At 51.2% G+C, this 17,223-nt stretch carries 13 protein-coding genes; 12 read left to right on the plus strand and 1 reads right to left on the minus strand.

Going from position 1 to position 17,223, the window contains the following annotated elements; genetic code table 11:
- The 12 genes from PJDR2_RS02280 (at position 1) to PJDR2_RS02335 (ending at position 13,892) form a co-directional block, all read left to right on the plus strand.
- Positions 1–342 carry an EamA family transporter gene (locus tag PJDR2_RS02280; protein ID WP_041613256.1) on the plus strand — a complete coding sequence of 114 codons (342 nt, stop codon included), beginning with the start codon at positions 1–3 and terminating at the stop codon, positions 340–342.
- 15 nt (positions 343–357) lie between these two features.
- Positions 358–774: a divergent PAP2 family protein gene (locus PJDR2_RS02285; RefSeq protein ID WP_041613832.1), complete on the plus strand. Its 417-nt coding sequence runs from the start codon at positions 358–360 to the stop codon at positions 772–774.
- Positions 775–843: 69 nt separating this feature from the next.
- Entirely contained in the window at positions 844–2,490 is a 1,647-nt protein-coding gene (locus PJDR2_RS02290; protein ID WP_012772430.1) for a hypothetical protein, read from the plus strand.
- A 31-nt stretch (positions 2,491–2,521) separates the two neighbouring features.
- The gene (locus PJDR2_RS02295) at positions 2,522–4,153 is read left to right on the plus strand and encodes a hypothetical protein (protein ID WP_012772431.1); all 1,632 of its coding nucleotides are present in this window, start codon (positions 2,522–2,524) and stop codon (positions 4,151–4,153) included.
- Positions 4,154–4,299: 146 nt separating this feature from the next.
- Complete coding sequence (locus PJDR2_RS02300; protein ID WP_012772432.1) at positions 4,300–6,042, plus strand: cache domain-containing sensor histidine kinase; 1,743 nt, start codon at positions 4,300–4,302, stop codon at positions 6,040–6,042.
- Entirely contained in the window at positions 6,039–7,409 is a 1,371-nt protein-coding gene (locus PJDR2_RS02305) for a response regulator (RefSeq protein WP_012772433.1), read from the plus strand. The genes PJDR2_RS02300 and PJDR2_RS02305 overlap by 4 nt, the downstream gene beginning before the upstream one ends.
- A 179-nt stretch (positions 7,410–7,588) precedes the next feature.
- Positions 7,589–9,220 carry an extracellular solute-binding protein gene (locus PJDR2_RS02310; RefSeq protein WP_012772434.1) on the plus strand — a complete coding sequence of 544 codons (1,632 nt, stop codon included), beginning with the start codon at positions 7,589–7,591 and terminating at the stop codon, positions 9,218–9,220.
- A gap of 83 nt (positions 9,221–9,303) precedes the next feature.
- Positions 9,304–10,194: an ABC transporter permease gene (locus PJDR2_RS02315; protein ID WP_012772435.1), complete on the plus strand. Its 891-nt coding sequence runs from the start codon at positions 9,304–9,306 to the stop codon at positions 10,192–10,194.
- Between the two features lie 49 nt (positions 10,195–10,243).
- Positions 10,244–11,122: a carbohydrate ABC transporter permease gene (locus PJDR2_RS02320; protein WP_012772436.1), complete on the plus strand. Its 879-nt coding sequence runs from the start codon at positions 10,244–10,246 to the stop codon at positions 11,120–11,122.
- Between the two features lie 23 nt (positions 11,123–11,145).
- Positions 11,146–12,018, plus strand: coding sequence for a family 43 glycosylhydrolase (locus PJDR2_RS02325; RefSeq protein WP_012772437.1), 873 nt, complete (start codon positions 11,146–11,148; stop codon positions 12,016–12,018).
- Between the two features lie 192 nt (positions 12,019–12,210).
- A complete protein-coding gene (locus PJDR2_RS02330) occupies positions 12,211–12,681 on the plus strand; it encodes a cupin domain-containing protein (RefSeq protein ID WP_012772438.1) in 471 nt (156 codons plus the stop codon).
- Positions 12,681–13,892 (plus strand): MFS transporter, encoded by a 1,212-nt coding sequence (locus PJDR2_RS02335; protein ID WP_012772439.1) that lies wholly within the window; start codon positions 12,681–12,683, stop codon positions 13,890–13,892. Before PJDR2_RS02330 ends, PJDR2_RS02335 begins: the two co-directional genes overlap by 1 nt.
- A 1,223-nt stretch (positions 13,893–15,115) precedes the next feature.
- Here the strand turns inward: PJDR2_RS02335 and PJDR2_RS02340 are convergent.
- Positions 15,116–16,924 carry a 5'-nucleotidase C-terminal domain-containing protein gene (locus PJDR2_RS02340; protein ID WP_012772440.1) on the minus strand — a complete coding sequence of 603 codons (1,809 nt, stop codon included), beginning with the start codon at positions 16,922–16,924 and terminating at the stop codon, positions 15,116–15,118.
- Between the last annotated feature and the right edge of the window lie 299 nt (positions 16,925–17,223).

Here is a 17,223-nt window from a genome sequence, read left to right on the forward strand (position 1 = left end):
ATGTGGAATATGGTATGGATTCTGGTGTCTGTTATTATGGGTGCGGCGGGGCAGGTGCTTCTGAAGTTCGGAGCGATGCATCCGAACGAGTCGATGTCCGGACCGCTTCGCATGCTCAACCTCTATAATGCCGGCGGTATCTTCCTGTACGGGGCGAGCGCGCTCATCTGGATGTTCGTGCTGCGCAAGGTGGAGCTCAGCTACGCGTATCCGTTTGTCAGTCTGGCTTATATTATCGTGCTGGTGGCGTCTTATTATTTCTTCGGGGAATCCATCAACACGTACAAAATCGCGGGGCTTGTCCTCATCGTGGGCGGCATAGCCTTCATATCTAGAGCATAGCAGGGAGTGGTTGTTCTGCCTTATTTTCTGGCACCTCTCATCGGGTGGTTCGTATCCGGTATCTTGAAATTTATGATCAATTATATTCGCTTCGGCAAAGAAGCGAAGCAGCGCGTTGGCAACGGGGGATTCCCCAGCACGCATACGACGGTGGTCACGACGCCTTCCATGCTGATCGGCTTGTCGGAGGGCTTCAACAGCCCGATGTTCGCGCTCGCCGTTGCGGTTACGTTTATCGTCATTATAGATGCGACGGGGCTCCGGAGGGCGGTCGGGCGCCATGCGGTAGCGATTAATATCATGACATCGGATTCTTCGGCGATTCAGCCTACAAAACTACGGGAGAGCATGGGGCATACGCGGCTCGAGATCATCGGGGGTCTCGTGCTGGGCATTCTGCTCGGCTATCTTCTACATGGGATTGCGGGTTAGCGTATGGCGTATCCGCATTCGGTCGCAGATGATGTCGATGTCACCAAGGTTAGGAGTGCTGGCTTACATATGACTACGGTAACTGCCAAGGCGCATCTGATGAAAGGAGCCTTTATTCTATCCGGAACGGCGATGACGGGGCTTGTCTCTTTGAAGGGAACAGCCTTCCATGTCGCCATCGGTGTTCTGTGCTCCTTTCTTATTTTGTGCTGGGCAGCCTATACGTCCGGGTATCTAAACAAGGTGATCCCGGTCATTCGGAAGAAGGACATCCTTCTTCCCCTTATCTTTGCTGTCGCGATAGACGTCAGCATGATTGATTACTTCTATAAGCAGAGAACGCTGAAGAACGTGAGGGAAATGCTGCAGGATTCGGGCTATATGCCGTATAGCGACGAGATTGCCGCGGCGATCTCGATTATCGTGGGAATCGTCGCTTTCTATTTCCTGTTCCTGTGCGTCTATCTGCTATGGCCTAAGCTAGCCGCGGTGGTTCTGGAGTTCGCCAGAAATTTGACCAAGCTGGAGAAAAGGTACCTGATCATCTCCACGCTCCTGCTTGCTGTCGTCGTTATCATCGCGTTTAACGTGAGCAGCGTTTTCTATGAGACCCGTGACCAGAGCGGGGAGCTTGTCAGATTCGACGTCGTGTACACGACCGATACGGCGGATCTGGTGGACAGCAATGTGTACCTCAACATCAGCTCCGTGCAAAATGACCTCAAGCAGCCGCTGTTTGGCCTGTTCGCATTGCCATTCGCGCTAGTTGGCGTAGTCATTTCGAAGCTGCTCTTTTTCGTTCCGAACAGCTACCCGGTTATGATGCAGATCATTCAGGTGCTCCTGCTGCAGATGGCGATGATTCTGATCAGCCGGATGCTGAAGCTGCGGTCGATCGACCAGCTGATTTTCCTGCTGTTCCTGAATGCGTCTTATCCGGTGCTGATGTTCTCTCTGAATATGGAGCAGTATATTTTCTCGCTGTTCTGGCTGATTCTCTTCCTCTATTCCTGCCAGTTCGGCTGGGGGCCGAAGGTGTATTATTTTATCGGTGCGGCAGGCTCGCTTCTGACAAGCGCGGTATTATTCCCGTTATTGTCGAAGTCGAAGCAGCTAAAGGGAATTCTTAAGGATACGGGCAGGGTAGCGCTGCAGGCGCTTGTCATTATGGTCCTGTTCGGCCGTCTGCCGTTATTGCTTGAAGTCGTCTCGTCGGTGAAGGAGAACATGGAGTTTACGGGGGCTGCCATCAGCTCCGGGGACAAATGGCTGCAGTATGTGAACTTCGTAGCCTCCTGCTTCGTGAAGCCCGGCGCCGGTGTCGACAAAACGACCTTCGAGCATGTCTCGTATCAGCTTCATGCGGTTCATTCCTTGAATATCCTCGGCTTAATTCTGATGATCTTGGCCGTAGCCGGGTTCCTGCTGCATTACAAGCAGCGTTTTATGAAAATTTGCGTCCTGTGGGTGAGCTTCTCCTTTGTTATGCTGTGCGTAGTGGGCTGGGGGACGGCTGAGAACGGGCTTATTCTGTACAGCTTGTACTTCTCATGGGCTTTCATGGCTCTGCTCTTCATGCTGATAGATAAACTGTTGGCCCGGCACCATTGGGTGAAATATTCCGTTCATGCGCTGCTTCTTGTCGTCATGATCGGGCTGAACGCCCAGGGCCTGTACGATCTCATTCGGTTTGGAGCGGAGTACTACCCGGTATAAGAGTTGAGTTGCCATATTAGGAGGAGTCAAGATGCCAGTCAGAAGTTCTATTCTTCGTCTGCTGTTTATTGCTTCGGGAGCCTGCATGACAGCCTTGCTTACGTTAAGGGGATCGGCCGTTAATGTGCTTATCGGTCTGTTATGCTCTCTCTTGTTATTGTATTGGTTGACGTATAAGCGCCAGGTTGTGGAGAAGGTTACGCAGGAGCTGAGTCCGGGACGGATTTTCTTCGCCGCCTTGTTTACTCTGGTGGGCGTGTATTACCTGACGCAATACTCGTACATCAAGTACAGCAAGCTCTCCGGCGAGGTATTCGACCGAATCGGCCTCGATATCGGAGGCCATAACGACAAGGTGATTTCCATTGCGCTTGGGATCTGCTCGCTTCTTGCGGTGTTCCTGGTGCTCTGCTGGTTCCTGCCGAAGTTCTATGCAACGGCGAAGGAGCTCATTACCGGTCTGGATCGTTTGGAGCGGCGGTATTGGATCATCGCAAGTATAATCATGGCGGTTGCCATTCTTATTATCTATAACCTGACGAACGTGTTTTATGGAGCGCATGATGCAGCAGGCAAGATCATTCCGTATGACGTCGTGTATACGGCAGACTCGATCGACCAGGTAGAGAGCAACGCGTTCCTGAATATCGGCACGTACGAGAACGATATCCGTCAGCCGTTGTTCGGCTTGTATGCCGCTCCGTTCGCTCTGATTGCGATGATCCTGTCGAAGGTGCTCTTTTTTATCCCGAACAGCTATCCGATTATGATGCAGATCATCCATGTGTTCGTCATGCAGTTCGCCATGATTCTGCTTGCCAGAATGATGAAGCTGCAGTCGATGGACAAAGTCTTCTTCCTGCTCTTTATGTCCTTCTCTTATCCTTTCCTGTTATTTATGTTGAATATCGAGCAGTACATATTCGCGGTATTCTGGCTGATTCTGTTCATCTACTCGTATCTGTTCCAGTGGGGGCGGAGGGATTTCTTCTTCATTGGAGCGGTAGGCTCCCTTGTGACGACGGGTATCCTGTTCCCGCTGTTGTCCCAGGCAAGGAAGCTGAAGGAATGGATCAAGGATATGGCGGTGAACGCCTTCAAGTTCCTGGCTGCGGCTACGCTCTTCGGGCAGCTTCCGGTTATTCTCGAGACCCATACGGAGTACAAGGGACTGATGGCTTTCTCCGGAGCTGAGGTAACGACGCTCGACAAATGGTATCAGTACGTTAACTTCTTCGCCTCCTGCTTCGTATGGCCAAGCGCCGGCGAGGACCGGACAACCTTCGAGCATGCCTCCTATCAGCTTAGATTGGTAGATTCGCTTAATATTCTTGGCGTAATCATTCTGGTGCTGGCTGTAATCGGCTTCCTGCTTCACTACAAAGACCGGTTTGCGCAGATCTGTATGTTCTGGCTTGCCTTCTCCTTCGTTATTCTATTCGCCGTAGGCTGGGGGACCAAGGAGAACGGTCTGATCCTGTATTCTTTCTACTATTCGTGGGCGCTCTTCGCGTTGATCTTCAAGCTGGCGAACCGCCTGCTTGCCCGGGTGCAGCCGCTGAAGTTCGGCGTGTACGGGCTGCTGTTAGGCGTGATGGCGGTCATTAACCTTATCGGCATCTACGATTTGATTGATTTCGGTATTCGAAACTATCCGGCTTGACGGATGGGGATATGAAGGAAAGCGCACTGGTTATCGACCGGTGCGCTTTTTTGTCATGCAATGAAAAACAAAGTATTAAGAAAATACCAGCGCGCAAATTGTGATATAGTGTGGTTGTTCAAAATATAGCAGAGCAGGTGAAAGCTATGGATGAGAGAGAAGTCCCCTATATCAAGCGTTTATTCGGCTGGGATACGCTGCGCGGCCAGCTGTATTGGACGCTGCTGGTCAGTTCCGTCATACCGCTGGTGTTGGTCGGGATATTGACCGTGTACTCCATTTACAATATTTTGTACAACAAAATCGAGAAGGGCATTGAACAGAATTTGCAGCGGGTAAGCCGCTCATTAGAGGAAACGTTAGAGAATCTTTATGACGTATCCCAGCAGATGTCTTACCAGGGCTTTGTCGGAAGGGATATGGAAGCGCTGCAGACAAGCGAGGACAATTACGAGAAATCCCAGCTCGTGGTTAACATCCAGCGCAATATGGGGATTCTTAATGCCTCCAATCCAACGATTGGATTGGTCTTTTATTACGATACAACCACGGGAGAGATCCAGTACAACAACTATATTACGAGAGACCTGCACCCGGATTTCGACAGCCTGCCGAAGCTCTCCGTCCATTCCGATCATGTCTTCAACGGCCCGCACTTAACCCTTTATAAATACAATGACATTCCCGTATTCTCCATTGTGCGGAGCGTGGGGGGCATTACGGATCCGGGCAATCCTCTGCTCGTGTATGCGGAAACGAATGTTAGCGTCATTAAAAATATACTTAACAAAGAGCAGTACGGGATGAAGGTCTCCCATTTGCTGATGGACAAAGACGGCACCGTTCTCTTCAGCGATAAGCCCGAGCTGACTCCGATCGGCAGTACTTATGATCCTGGCAAGCTGAAGCGTTATTATTTCCACGAGGTAACGGGCAGTCAGGGATGGAGACTTGGCGTATTCGTGGAAAAAGGCGAATACCAGAAGGAGATTCGCGATTGGTTCGTCAAATATGCCTTCATCGTTGTGCTGGGGCTATTAATTAGCATTTGGTCCGCCTTCCGGACCTGGAAGGTCGTCATCTCGCCGCTTCACCGCATACGCAAGGGGATTTCCGCCGTCATCAGTCAGGAGCCCAACGCGAACTTTCAAATGACGGGACTACGAGAGTTTGATTTTCTCATCCAGAACTTTAACGATATGCAGTTCAGAATCCAGAAATTGATTATGGAAGTGGCAAAGGAAGCAAGCGAGAAGCAAGAGATTGAGATGGAGAAGCTGATGGCCCAGATCAACCCGCATTTCTTGTACAACACGCTTAATACCGCTCAGTGGCTCGCACGATTGAAAGGACAGCATGAAATCGACCGTTTCCTCTCGTTATTCACCAAGGTGTTGAAATATAATTTGGCCAAGGATGGCGCTATCGTGACGCTGAAGGATGAGATCGAATCCTTGAACGATTATGTCGAGCTGCAAAAGATCAGATACGATTTCGAATTTGATGTCCGGTACAGTATCCCCGAGCCGTTCCTGGCAACGCCGCTCCCCCGCTTTATTTTGCAGCCTATTGTGGAGAACGCCCTGTATCACGGGATGATGGACGAGAAAGGAATCATAGAGGTAACCGCGGAGGAGCGGGAAGGCATGCTCGTTCTGATGGTCAAGGATAACGGAAACGGAATCAGTCCGGAGAAAATCAAGGAGCTGCTCGAGTCGGATACGAGGAAAAACAATATTTCGGGCCTTGGTATCGGTCTTAATTATGTGGTGAGGACGCTGAGCAGCTTCACGGGCGGAGCCAGCCAGCTGCGGATAGACAGCCAGATAGGGGAAGGCACGACGGTATCGATTCATATGCCCATGCATGAGGAGGAGGCTAAGCCATGAAGGTCATTATAGTTGACGATGAGAAGCTGGTCAGGCGCGGATTGATCTCCATGATGCCCTGGTCCAAATACGATATGGAGGTTGTCGGCGAAGCGGGTAACGGCCGAAAGGCATTGGAACTGCTGGAAACGCTCGAGGTTGATCTGGTCTTTACCGACTTGATGATGCCGGAGATGTCGGGCTTCGAGCTGATCGAGGAGATGAATGGGAAATATCCGGCCGCCTCGGCCGTTGTATTGTCCTGTCATGAGGAATTCTCCTTTGCCCAGAAAGCGATAAGGCTTGGGGCCATTGATTATATCGTCAAGAACGATCTGGAGACCGATGTGATGGACGAGGTGCTTGAACGCGTTGCGCATAGCTATGAGGAGAAGGTAAAAGCAAGGCCTGTGCCGGAAGTGCGGACGTTTGACCGCGTAATGGTCGTTCTCGAGCTTGAGGAAGTTGAGAAGGCTGGTCAATTAATACGCAAGCTGTCAGCCGGTCATATCATTCACTATCTGGAGCGGCGATGCTGGTTTCTCTCGCTCGATGGAGTTGGGAAATCAGAGGAGCAATCATTGATTAACGATATTAAGGAAGCGAATTGCCTGCCGGTGCTCGTGCACGGCTTAGGGCATGAATCGCTGAGCGGTGCGGTGGACAAGCTTCATGGCTATTTGGCCGCCGGCTTGCTGTACGATTTTACGAAAATGTTGAGGTTCTGGGAGTGGAGGGCCGACGAAGAGAAGGAGCCGCTTAACCCGGAGAAGATACAGCTTGGAGAGCGGTGGAACAAGCTCGAATGGATCTATAGCAACGAGACGTACGAGGAATTGCTGCGGGATACGACGGCGATAAGACTGCCGATGAGCGAATTAAAGAGCCTGCTGTTCCCTGCTTTGCTCGAGAGTGGCCGCTTGCTCCTCATGGTCGAATGGTCGATGCAGCTTATTTTTCGCCTGGAGCCGCTTCGCATGTGGGAGGAATGCCGGTCTGTGCTTGATGAGGAGCGCGACAAGCTCCGAAGCATCGTATGCAGGACCAAATACAGCGACGATATTCTGCGCGTGATTTATAAAGCCATTCAGTATATGCATGAACAGGAAGAGATGGATTTCAGCCAGAACGAGATTGCGGGCATTGCCAGCATGAGCCGGACGTATTTCAGCCAATGCTTCAAGAACGTAACCGGGAAATCGTTTAATGACTATGCGACGGAAATTCGAATGTCCCGGGCGAAGAAGCTGCTCGCGCACACGAATACGCCAATCTATCAGATCGCCCAGCTTGTCGGCTTTAAGGACGAGAAATATTTCAGCAAGCTGTTCATGCAGGAAATAGGAGTATTGCCTTCGGACTTCCGGAAGCAATGGGAGAGGGAATAAGGCAAGGTAAGAAGATTGTCAGCCGGAACGGAGAGTAATGTTGCCGGCTGCCCTAAACCCTTGATGAGAGCGGATACAAAATCACACCTGTTTGTGAACCTTGCTCTGACCCTTACTTTCGGGCAGCGGGCTTATACTGGGGATGTAATCCTAAATGATGTGTCAGGGGGAAAACAGAAATGAAAAAAGCACTTAGCATACTCATCATTAGCGCTCTGATGGTATTGGCTGCATGCTCCGGAAACAACGGAAATGCTAACAGCGGCAATAACGCAGGCGGAAATGCATCTAACGGCGGAACGGCGGAACCGGCGGATCCTTACGCGCCGATGTCGGAGACGGTAACGATCAGCATCGGCAAGGAAGCGGCGGTAGACCCGAAGCTGCCTAGCGGTTCGACGATTGAAGATAATGAACTGACCCGCTATTTCGCAGAGAAGCTTAACGTGAAATATACGAACGAATGGCAGGCAACCGGCGATGCTTACACGCAGAAGGTTGGACTTACCCTCTCGACCGGCGACATCCCGGATGTCATGATCGTCGACAAGCAGCAGCTGGTGCAATTGGTCAATGCGGATTTAATCGAGGATTTGACCTCTACTTACAAGAGCTTCGTATCGCCGTCGCTGAAAGCAGCTTATGATTCCACGAATGGCTACAGTCTTGCATCCGCGACATTCGACGGCAAGCTTATGGCCTTCCCTAACGTAAGCCCTGGCGCGGATGCCCAGAACATGGTGTGGGTACGCCAAGACTGGCTCGATGAGCTCCAGCTGGAAGCTCCAAAAACGATGGACGACGTTATTAACGTAACGAAAGCGTTCATGGACAAGAAAGGCTCCGTTGGTCTATTGGGCAATCAGGTGATCGTCAACATCGGTACGAGCGTATTCGGCTTCGACTCCATCTTTAGTGCCTATAACGCTTATCCGCAATTGTGGACGAAGGATGCAAGCGGCAATACGGTTTATGGCTCGATTCAGCCTGAAGTGAAAGAGGCTCTGGCCAAAATCCGAGGCTGGGTGCAAGAAGGCGTAATCGACAAAGAATTCGCGGTGAAGAAGAACGAGCAGGTTAACGAGCTTGTCGTCAGCGGCAAGGCGGGTATTTTCTTCGGGCCATGGTGGCTGCCGTTTGGCGTACTGGCCGATTCGGTTGCGCAGGATTCCAAGGCGGAATGGGTATCTTATCTGGCGCCTCTTGACCAAGAGGGGAAAATGAATACGCATATGGCCTCCCCTACAACCAGATATCTGGTTGTGAAGAAAGGCTTCAAGCATCCGGAGGCTGTTTTAAAAACGCTCAACATGCAATTTGATACGGACCAGCTGCAAGGCGAAGGCATTGTTCAAAAAGATGCTTACAACTGGATGAATATGCCGTTCTCTTTGCTGTTAAGCAATTATGACGATAAAGAGAAGAAGGCGAAGCTCGTTCAAGACGTCATCGACGGCAAAGCAGGCGCGGATACGCTGCAAGGCGAAGCGAAGCAAATCTATAACTCTTATTTGAAGGATAAAGAAAATCCGAAAAAGGATTTGGCGGCATGGTCGCAAAGACATGCGTTCCTGACAGGCGCTCTTCCTCTGATTCAGGATGACAAGATCAATCGCAATGTTGGCGTCTATTACGATCAGACGGACACGATGCGCACCAAGTGGGCGAACCTTCGCAAGCTGGAGGACGAAACCTTCCTGAAGATTATTATGGGTAACGAGCCGGTCGATTCGTTTGATTCGTTCGTAGGGAAATGGAAGTCGCAAGGCGGCGACGAAATTACGAAGGAAGTCGCCGAAGCAGCAAAATAATCATTAAGGCGAGGCACCGGAGCTTAAGGCAAAGGCTTAAGCTCCGGTGAAATTAGAGTTTGCTTAAGGATGGAGTGGGAGCTTTGCGAGATTCCAAAAGTACGTTGCATTATCATCTGATGCTGGCGCCGGGCATGATCCTCCTTGTAATTTTCGGAATAGTTCCGCTATTTGGAATGGCGATTGCGTTTCAGGACTTTATTCCCGTCAAAGGGATATGGGGCTCCAAATGGGTTGGCTTAGAAAATTTTAAGTATATGTTCGAGCTGGATGACAGCAAGACCATTTTCTTCAATACGATCTTTATCTCTGTCATGAAAATGCTTATGAATGTGCTTATTCCCGTATCTACCGCGTTATTGCTTCATGAAATCGTCTTTAACCGGTTGAAAAGATGGATGCAGACCATCATTTATTTGCCGCATTTTCTCTCGTGGGTTATCTTGGCGGGAATTTTGACCGATATGCTTTCGCAGAACGGCATTGTTAACCAGGTAATAAAGTCCATTACCGGCGAGCCGATCTTCTTCCTCGGCAGCAACAACTGGTTCCCGGTTGTCGTTGTCTTGAGCGACGTATGGAAGGAATTCGGCTTTAATACGATCATCTTCATAGCGGCACTAACGGCAATAAACCCGTCGTTGTATGAAGCAGCCTCTATAGACGGAGCAGGGCGGATTCGCAAAATCTGGAGCGTCACGCTTCCGGGAATCCTGCCGACGATCATTCTCGTATCCACGCTGAACATTGGTAATATTCTTAACGCAGGCTTTGATCAAATTTATAACCTATACAATCCGCTGGTCTATGAGTCGGGAGACATTATCGACACCTATGTCTACCGTATCGGACTTGTACAATATCAATATGGTTTAGCGACAGCAGTGGGAACTTTGAAGTCGGTCGTTGGATTCATTCTTATCTTTGTTTCCTACAGATTGGCTGCAAGATTCGCGGGCTATCGCATTTTCTAGCAAGCAGCACGAGAGAACGCATTTTTGTAATGGAGAAGGGAAGTGTCCCATGCCGCTTACAGGCAAACGCGGAATCAGGACTACTGATATTGTTTTGACGCTCGTTATGCTGCTTATTACCCTGCTGTGTCTGCTCCCGCTTGTCAATGTCGTTTCGTTGTCTTTCAGCGGCAAGTCGGCGGCAGCATCGGGTGCAGTCACCTTGTTCCCTAAGGATTTCACTTTTTATTCCTATGAGTATATGTTTAAGGACAGCCGGTTTTTCGACGCCTTTGGCGTATCGGTTAAGCGGGTGCTGCTTGGCGGGGCCATTAATTTCGTGTTAACCATTATGATGGCCTATCCGCTTGCGAAGGAACGGCAAGAATTCCGGGGTAGAGACATCTACATGTGGGTTATCGTGTTTACGATGATGTTCACGGGCGGGTTAATCCCTTGGTACATGGTCGTAAAGAGCCTTCATTTGACGGATACGATCTGGGCGCTTGTGCTTCCGACGGCGGTTCCTATCTTCAACGTCATATTGCTGATGAATTTCTTCCGGGGCATGCCGAAGGAAATTAACGAATCGGCCAAAATGGACGGTGCGGGACCGTGGCGCACGCTTATTACCATCGCGGTGCCGCTTGCTATGCCGGCTATCGCTACGGTTACCTTATTTAGTATCGTTAGCCACTGGAACGCATTTTTCGACGGCTTGATTCTAATGAACAAACAGCATAACATCCCCCTGCAAACTTATATTCAACAGCTGGTAGTTGCGCCGTCCATCACGTCTTCCACGAGGCCGGAGGATTTGATCAACTTCTCCCAGCGGACGTTTAACGCCGCGAAAATCGTCGTAACGATGCTGCCGATCTTAATCATCTATCCCTTCCTGCAGCGTTATTTCGTTCACGGTATTACCCTTGGCTCCGTAAAGGAATAGCTTTCATATAGAGGAGATGCAGCATGCAAATTAACAATCCGATATTGCCCGGGTTCTGGGCAGACCCCTTTATCCTGCGCGACGGCGAAGATTACTATTTATACCCGACGAAGGACAGCGCCGGCTGGATGTACGAGAAGTTTCACGTGTTCCACAGCAAGGATCTCGTTAACTGGGATGGACCGTACTTGGCGCTCGACTTAAACGATGTCAGTTGGGCTGATAAGCAGGCTTGGGCTCCCGGCATCGCCAAATACAAAGGGAAATATTATATGTATTTCTCTGCTGAGGCGCAGATTGGCGTTGCAGTCTCCGATTCGCCGCTAGGACCGTTCAAGGATATGCTGGATCGTCCGCTGATTACGCGCAATCAGTATCATTGCCAATCTATCGATGCCGATCTATTCGTCGACGACGACGGGCAGCCGTATCTGCTGTGGGGACAAGGCAAGTGCTGGATTGTACCGATGGAGGAGGATATGACGACGTTCAAATCCGAGCCCGTGCAACTGTCCGTGCAAATCCATAACAGCAAGGGCAGTGATGCCGCAGCCGGCGACATCGCGGTATATAATGAAGGGCCGCATATGCAAAAGCGCGATGGCCGCTATTGGCTCACGTGGAGCAACTATGATACGCGCGATCCAAGATACCAGATTGCTTATGCCTTCAGCGATCATATTCTTGGTCCTTACGAGGTACCGGAGAATAACAGGATGACCTTGGAATCCGTAAGCGCGGTGGGTACAGGACATGCTTCTCTTACTGAATTCGAAAATGAATGGTACCTGATCTACCATCGGCTTGCCGAACCGGAAACGAGCGTGCTCCGTGAAACCTGTATCGGGTTGGTACGCTTTAAGGACGGTCAGCCTTACGTAGACGTGGACGAATAAAATAATAATGATCGGAGGGACTGTTCCAAATAAGGGACAGTCCCTCATTTTTTGACTTCTGGATTTGGGTCGAGATTTGGGATTAAGAGGCCTTGCATCCACAAGTCGTGCATTGACGATCGGGGCATTGCATAGTACATTGGACTGAACTAACAAATAGATAGTGCGAGAGATAGAGAGGAGAGGGCTATATTGTCGGCAACGGCTGTAAAAGAAATATCCCCGCTAGTAGCGGCGCTTGAACTGAAGCCTCATGTGGAGGGCGGCTGGTACAAGGAGATTTGGAAGGCGAATTTTGAAATTCCGCAGGCGGTATTGGGCGAACCGTATTCCGGACCGCGCTTTGCGGCATCTTCGATTTATTTCCTGCTTCATCCAGGCGAGTTCTCGGATTGGCATACGGTCCATTCGGATGAACTGTGGTTGTGGCATTCCGGCAGCCCGCTTATGCTGACTCTGGGCGGCACGGGTGAGAACCCTGAAGTGCGCAAAGAAATTATTGTTGGAGGCGACGTTGCGAATGGCCAGCATCCGCAGGCGCTTGTTCCTGCAACCGAATGGCAAATGGCGCGTCCGCTTGGCGATGAGCCGGTTCTGGTGTCCTGCATCGTAGCTCCGGGCTTCCATTATGATGACTTCAAGCTGATCGAACGTAAATTTTAATGAAACCGGCAGAAAAGCTCTGGACGAAAAATTTCATTCTGCTGGCGTGCTCTAACTTATTCTTATTCTTCGGTCTTGAAATGCTGCTTCCAACCCTTCCGCTCTTCGCGGATGAGAAAGGGGGTAGCGGCTCGCAGATCGGCATGATGCTGGGCATATTCACTTTCTCCGCGGTTGTCTCGCGTCTCCTCATTGGCATCGGGCTGAAGCATTTCGGCAAGCGCAAATTGCTCTTGATCGGCGTAACGATCTGCCTTATTGGCATGGCGTGTTATTATGCGGCCGACTCCATTTCGGCGCTGCTTGCGCTCCGCGTTGTTCATGGATTTGGCTTCGGTATTGCCACGGCACTATACGGCACGCTAGTATCCGATGCGATTCCCGCTGAGCGGCGGGGAGAGGGGATGGGGTATTTCGCAATGGGTAATGCCGTATCCTTCTCGATCGGGCCGATGCTTGGCTTATGGCTTCTGGATCAGTACGACTATGCCGGCTTGTTCGGAGCCGGAGTGGTCTTCCTCGCGATTACATTGGTGCTGACCTTGCTGGTTCGGCAAAAAAGCGCTCAGTCCGTCGAGATTGCCGCGGCTGAAGCGGCGGCAGCAGCGGAGCTTCATGCGGCAGGGGTGAAGCCTTCGCCGTGGGCTGAAGTTATTGAGCCTAAGGTGCTTGTACCTTCGATGCTGGGCTCGCTGGTCGGCTTTGCTTTTGGCGGCATGCTCAGCTTCGTAACGCTGTTCACCAAGGACATCGGCATAACGCAGACCGGCTACTTCTTCTTGGTTGTAGCGATCAGCGAGGTGCTGATCCGGTTTATAAGCGGTCCGTTGTTCGACCGGAAGGGACCGTTCTGGGTATTGTTCCCCACGGCGATCCTTTGTATGATCGGCTGCGTATTGCTCTATTACACCGATTCCATGGCTATGCTGCTGCTCGCCGGCGTATTCTACGGCGCGGGCTTTGGCGCGATGTTCCCGGCCTTGCAGGCATGGGTCATCAACCTCGTGCAGCCGGAACGCCGCGGTGTCGCAACCGCGACGTATTACAACTTCTTCGACATCGGAATCGGGCTGGGCTCGATTCTGCTCGGGGTAGTGGTTACCGCGACAAGCTACACGACAATGTTCCTGCTGTCGGGTATCCTATATGTTATTTATCTAGCTGTGTACTTCATCTACCTGAGCCGCCAGCGCGCGCGGGCTCAAGGGTAACTTGGAAAGAGCGGTGCCTGGGGCACCGCTCTTTTTGTTGTGGGTCTTGTCTCGCTTCGACCTCCACTTCGACCTCGTTCTTACTGATTTACGATGCACGAAGTGCAGCATATGGGGCAGGAATGGTGGGAGGGAGAGATATGCTGCACGAAGTGCAATATAACGGGCGAGAATATAGTGTGCTTGGGAGATATGCTGCACGGAATGCAGTATAATGCGCGAAAACAGCCCGTATTGGACACTTTAGCCCGAATAACCTGCATTCCGTGCAGGATAAGACCAGCTGCTTGGCTCAAATGCTCCAATATGCTGTATTTCGTGCAACGTAGGCGGACGGCGGTACTTAGAGCTAACTAGTTAGTCGGTCAATCTGTACGCGGGATTCTCTACAAGGTAAGAACCGAGGAGCATACATTGCACGAAGTGCAGCATATGGGGTAGGAATGGTGGGAGGGGAGTGCTATGCTGCACGAAGTGCAATATAGCGGGCGATAATAGAGGCTGCTCGAGAGATATACTGCACGGAATGCAGTATAACGGGCGAAAACAGCCCGTATTGGATACTTTAGCCCGAATATCCTGCAATCCGTGCAGGATAAGAGCAGCTGCTTGGCTCAAATGCTCCAATATGCTGTATTTCGTGCAACGTAGGCGGACGGCGGTACTTAGAGCTAACTAGTTAGTCGGTCAATCTGTACGCGGGATTCTCTACAAGGTAAGAACCGAGGAGCATACATTGCACGGAGTGCAGCAAATGGGGCAGGAATAATCGAGGGGGGAGCGTTATGCTGCACGAAGTGCAGTATAACGGGCGATAATAGAGGTTGCTCGAGAGATATGTTGTACGGAATGCAGTATATTGCACGTAATGAGCCCGTATCGGCTGCTTATGTCCGAATATCCTGCATTCCGTGCAGGATAAGACCAGCTACTGGGCTCACATGCTCCATATACTGCATATCGTGCAACGTAGGCGGACATCGGCACTTAAAGCCAGCTACTGGGCTCAAATGCTCCATATACTGCATATCGTGCAACGTAGGCGGAGACGGTACTTAACGCGGACTTGTCGAGCCAAGCTGCCTACTAAGTTCGCGTAACGCGCGCGCATCCCGAAGCGCGGGGCCATCGAGGCACCATGCGGCGCTTGATCACACGCCGGCGTTCAAGCGAAGCAAGACAAGGGCTGTTCCCGGCGGGAACAGCCCTGATTGCTCTGCCGCTTAAGCAGCAGGCAGCTTGATTTTTTGACCCGGGTAGATGAGATTCGGGTTCTTGATATGATTCAGGTCGCGAAGCTTCTGCCAAGTGGTGTTGTTCTTCTTGGCGATCGCCCAGAGCGTGTCGCCTTGCTTCACTACATATACAGCTGGCTTTGCCGGCTCCGGTTTGGGTTCTGGCTTCGGTTCTGGCTTCGGCTCCGGTTTGGGCTCGGGTTTCGGTTCCGGTTTAGGCTCAGGCTGTGGCTGTGCAACAACAGGAGTTGCTGCCGCGGTGATGCGGCCTTCCACCTTCGAATTGGCGGTGCCAAGCTTAGTGATGTAAGCGATCAGCGCTTCATCCAGCGAACCGTACATGCCGGCTTGCGGGTATGGGGTGAACATTGTATATTCATCGCCGCCGGCAGCCATGAAGTCGTTTGTTGCCAGCAGATAATCGGCTTTCTCGTTTAATGGCTTGCCCTTAACGGTAACGGAGTGGACGCGTTGGCCTTTAGGCTTGGCTACGTCAATCTTGAAGGTGATACCGGATACTTGAGGGAAGCCGCCTTTTGAATTCGGGTAATCGGATACGCCGGTCTCGAGAGCCGCTTTAATGTCGGCGCCTTTGACCTTCAGCGATACGATCTGATTGCCGAACGGAAGGACGGTGATAATCTCGCCTTTTGTAATGGTGCCTTCGTCAATAGAAGCGCGGATGCCGCCGCCGTTGGTGATGGCAACATCGGCTCCGGCTGCATCGCGGATCGCGTCAGCGACCAGGTTCCCAAGGTTTGTCTCGCTGGTGCGGACCTGCTCGCGTTCGCCGTTCAGCTTCACGCTGGCCGTGCCCACTTCTTCAGCCAGAATGGTCTCTTGGCTCTTCTGGATAGAGGCAACCATATCCGCGATCTCGGCGTTAGGCGCGATGCTCGCTGCGGTATCTTTGTTCTCGAGCTTCGCTTCCTTCTTCACGACTTTGCCGCCGTCTACCCACAGATCCACGACGCCAAGGTACTTCGTGTATTCGCCCGCGCTTGCGATCAGCGTGTTATGGCCGGCGGTAAGACCATGCTCCAGCACGGTGTGGCTATGCCCGTCGATAAAGACGTCGATGCCGTCTACGGCTTTGACGATTTTGAGGCTTGTATCGACGCTGGAGGCGTCCTGGCCGATGTGGCCTACCGCAACGATGACGTCGGTCTTGTCTTTTAGCTCATCCACAATAGCTTGAGCTTCTTTGGTTGGATCGGCGAAGGTCAAGCCTTCTACATTTTTAGGATGCGTCTTATAAGCGGTCTCCGGCGTTGTCAGGCCAAAAATCCCGATCTTCACGCCATCCACTTCCTTAATAATATAAGGCTTGAATAAGGACGTATTGTCTTTAGCGACCTTAACGTTAGCGCTGAGAACCGGGAACTTCATCATCTGTTCAAGCTCAAGCAGCCGCTTGTAGCCATAGTTGAAGTCATGATTGCCCGGAACAAACGCGTCATAGCCCATCTTGTTCATCACCTGCACAACACTCTCGCCGTTCACCAGCGTGGCGAAGGTCGTCCCGTGCGTAGCGTCGCCCGCATCAAGCAGCAGGCTTTCCGGATTGGCTTTGCGGTAGCTGTCGATAATGCCGGCAAGCTTGGCATAACCCATTTCTCCCGAGTTTCCCTCCACGGCGCGCGCATGCATGTCATTGGTGTGCAGAAGCGTGATGTGCTTGGCGGAAGCGGGTACTGCCGTTTCGTCTGCTGCTGCCACAACGCCGACAGACGCAGCAAAAAGCGATGCGGCAAGCATCCCCGCTGCCCACTTCATTTTTCTAAGCTTGATTAGCATCGTATCCCTCCACTGTTTATTTTTCTTTTATCGACAGTACGTATTCGGTATTTGGCAGGGATCTCCTTTCAAATTCTTGTAAATTATCTGAAAATTTAGCAAATTGAGTCGTAAGTCCTTTTTCCATTCGTCCATCTTTCCTAGCTTTCGACAGCGGCATTCCGCCCTCTGTGCACAATAGTTACACTAGTTCCTTGAACATATGTCAAAACCTGGCGTTAAATAGGGCCGACTGTTGCTCTGACAACTAGGTGCACGTATAATAGTCCTGAAATATTGTCATATTAATTCGAACATAT

The sequence above is a fragment of the Paenibacillus sp. JDR-2 genome (assembly GCF_000023585.1).
Lineage (GTDB): Bacteria > Bacillota > Bacilli > Paenibacillales > Paenibacillaceae > Pristimantibacillus.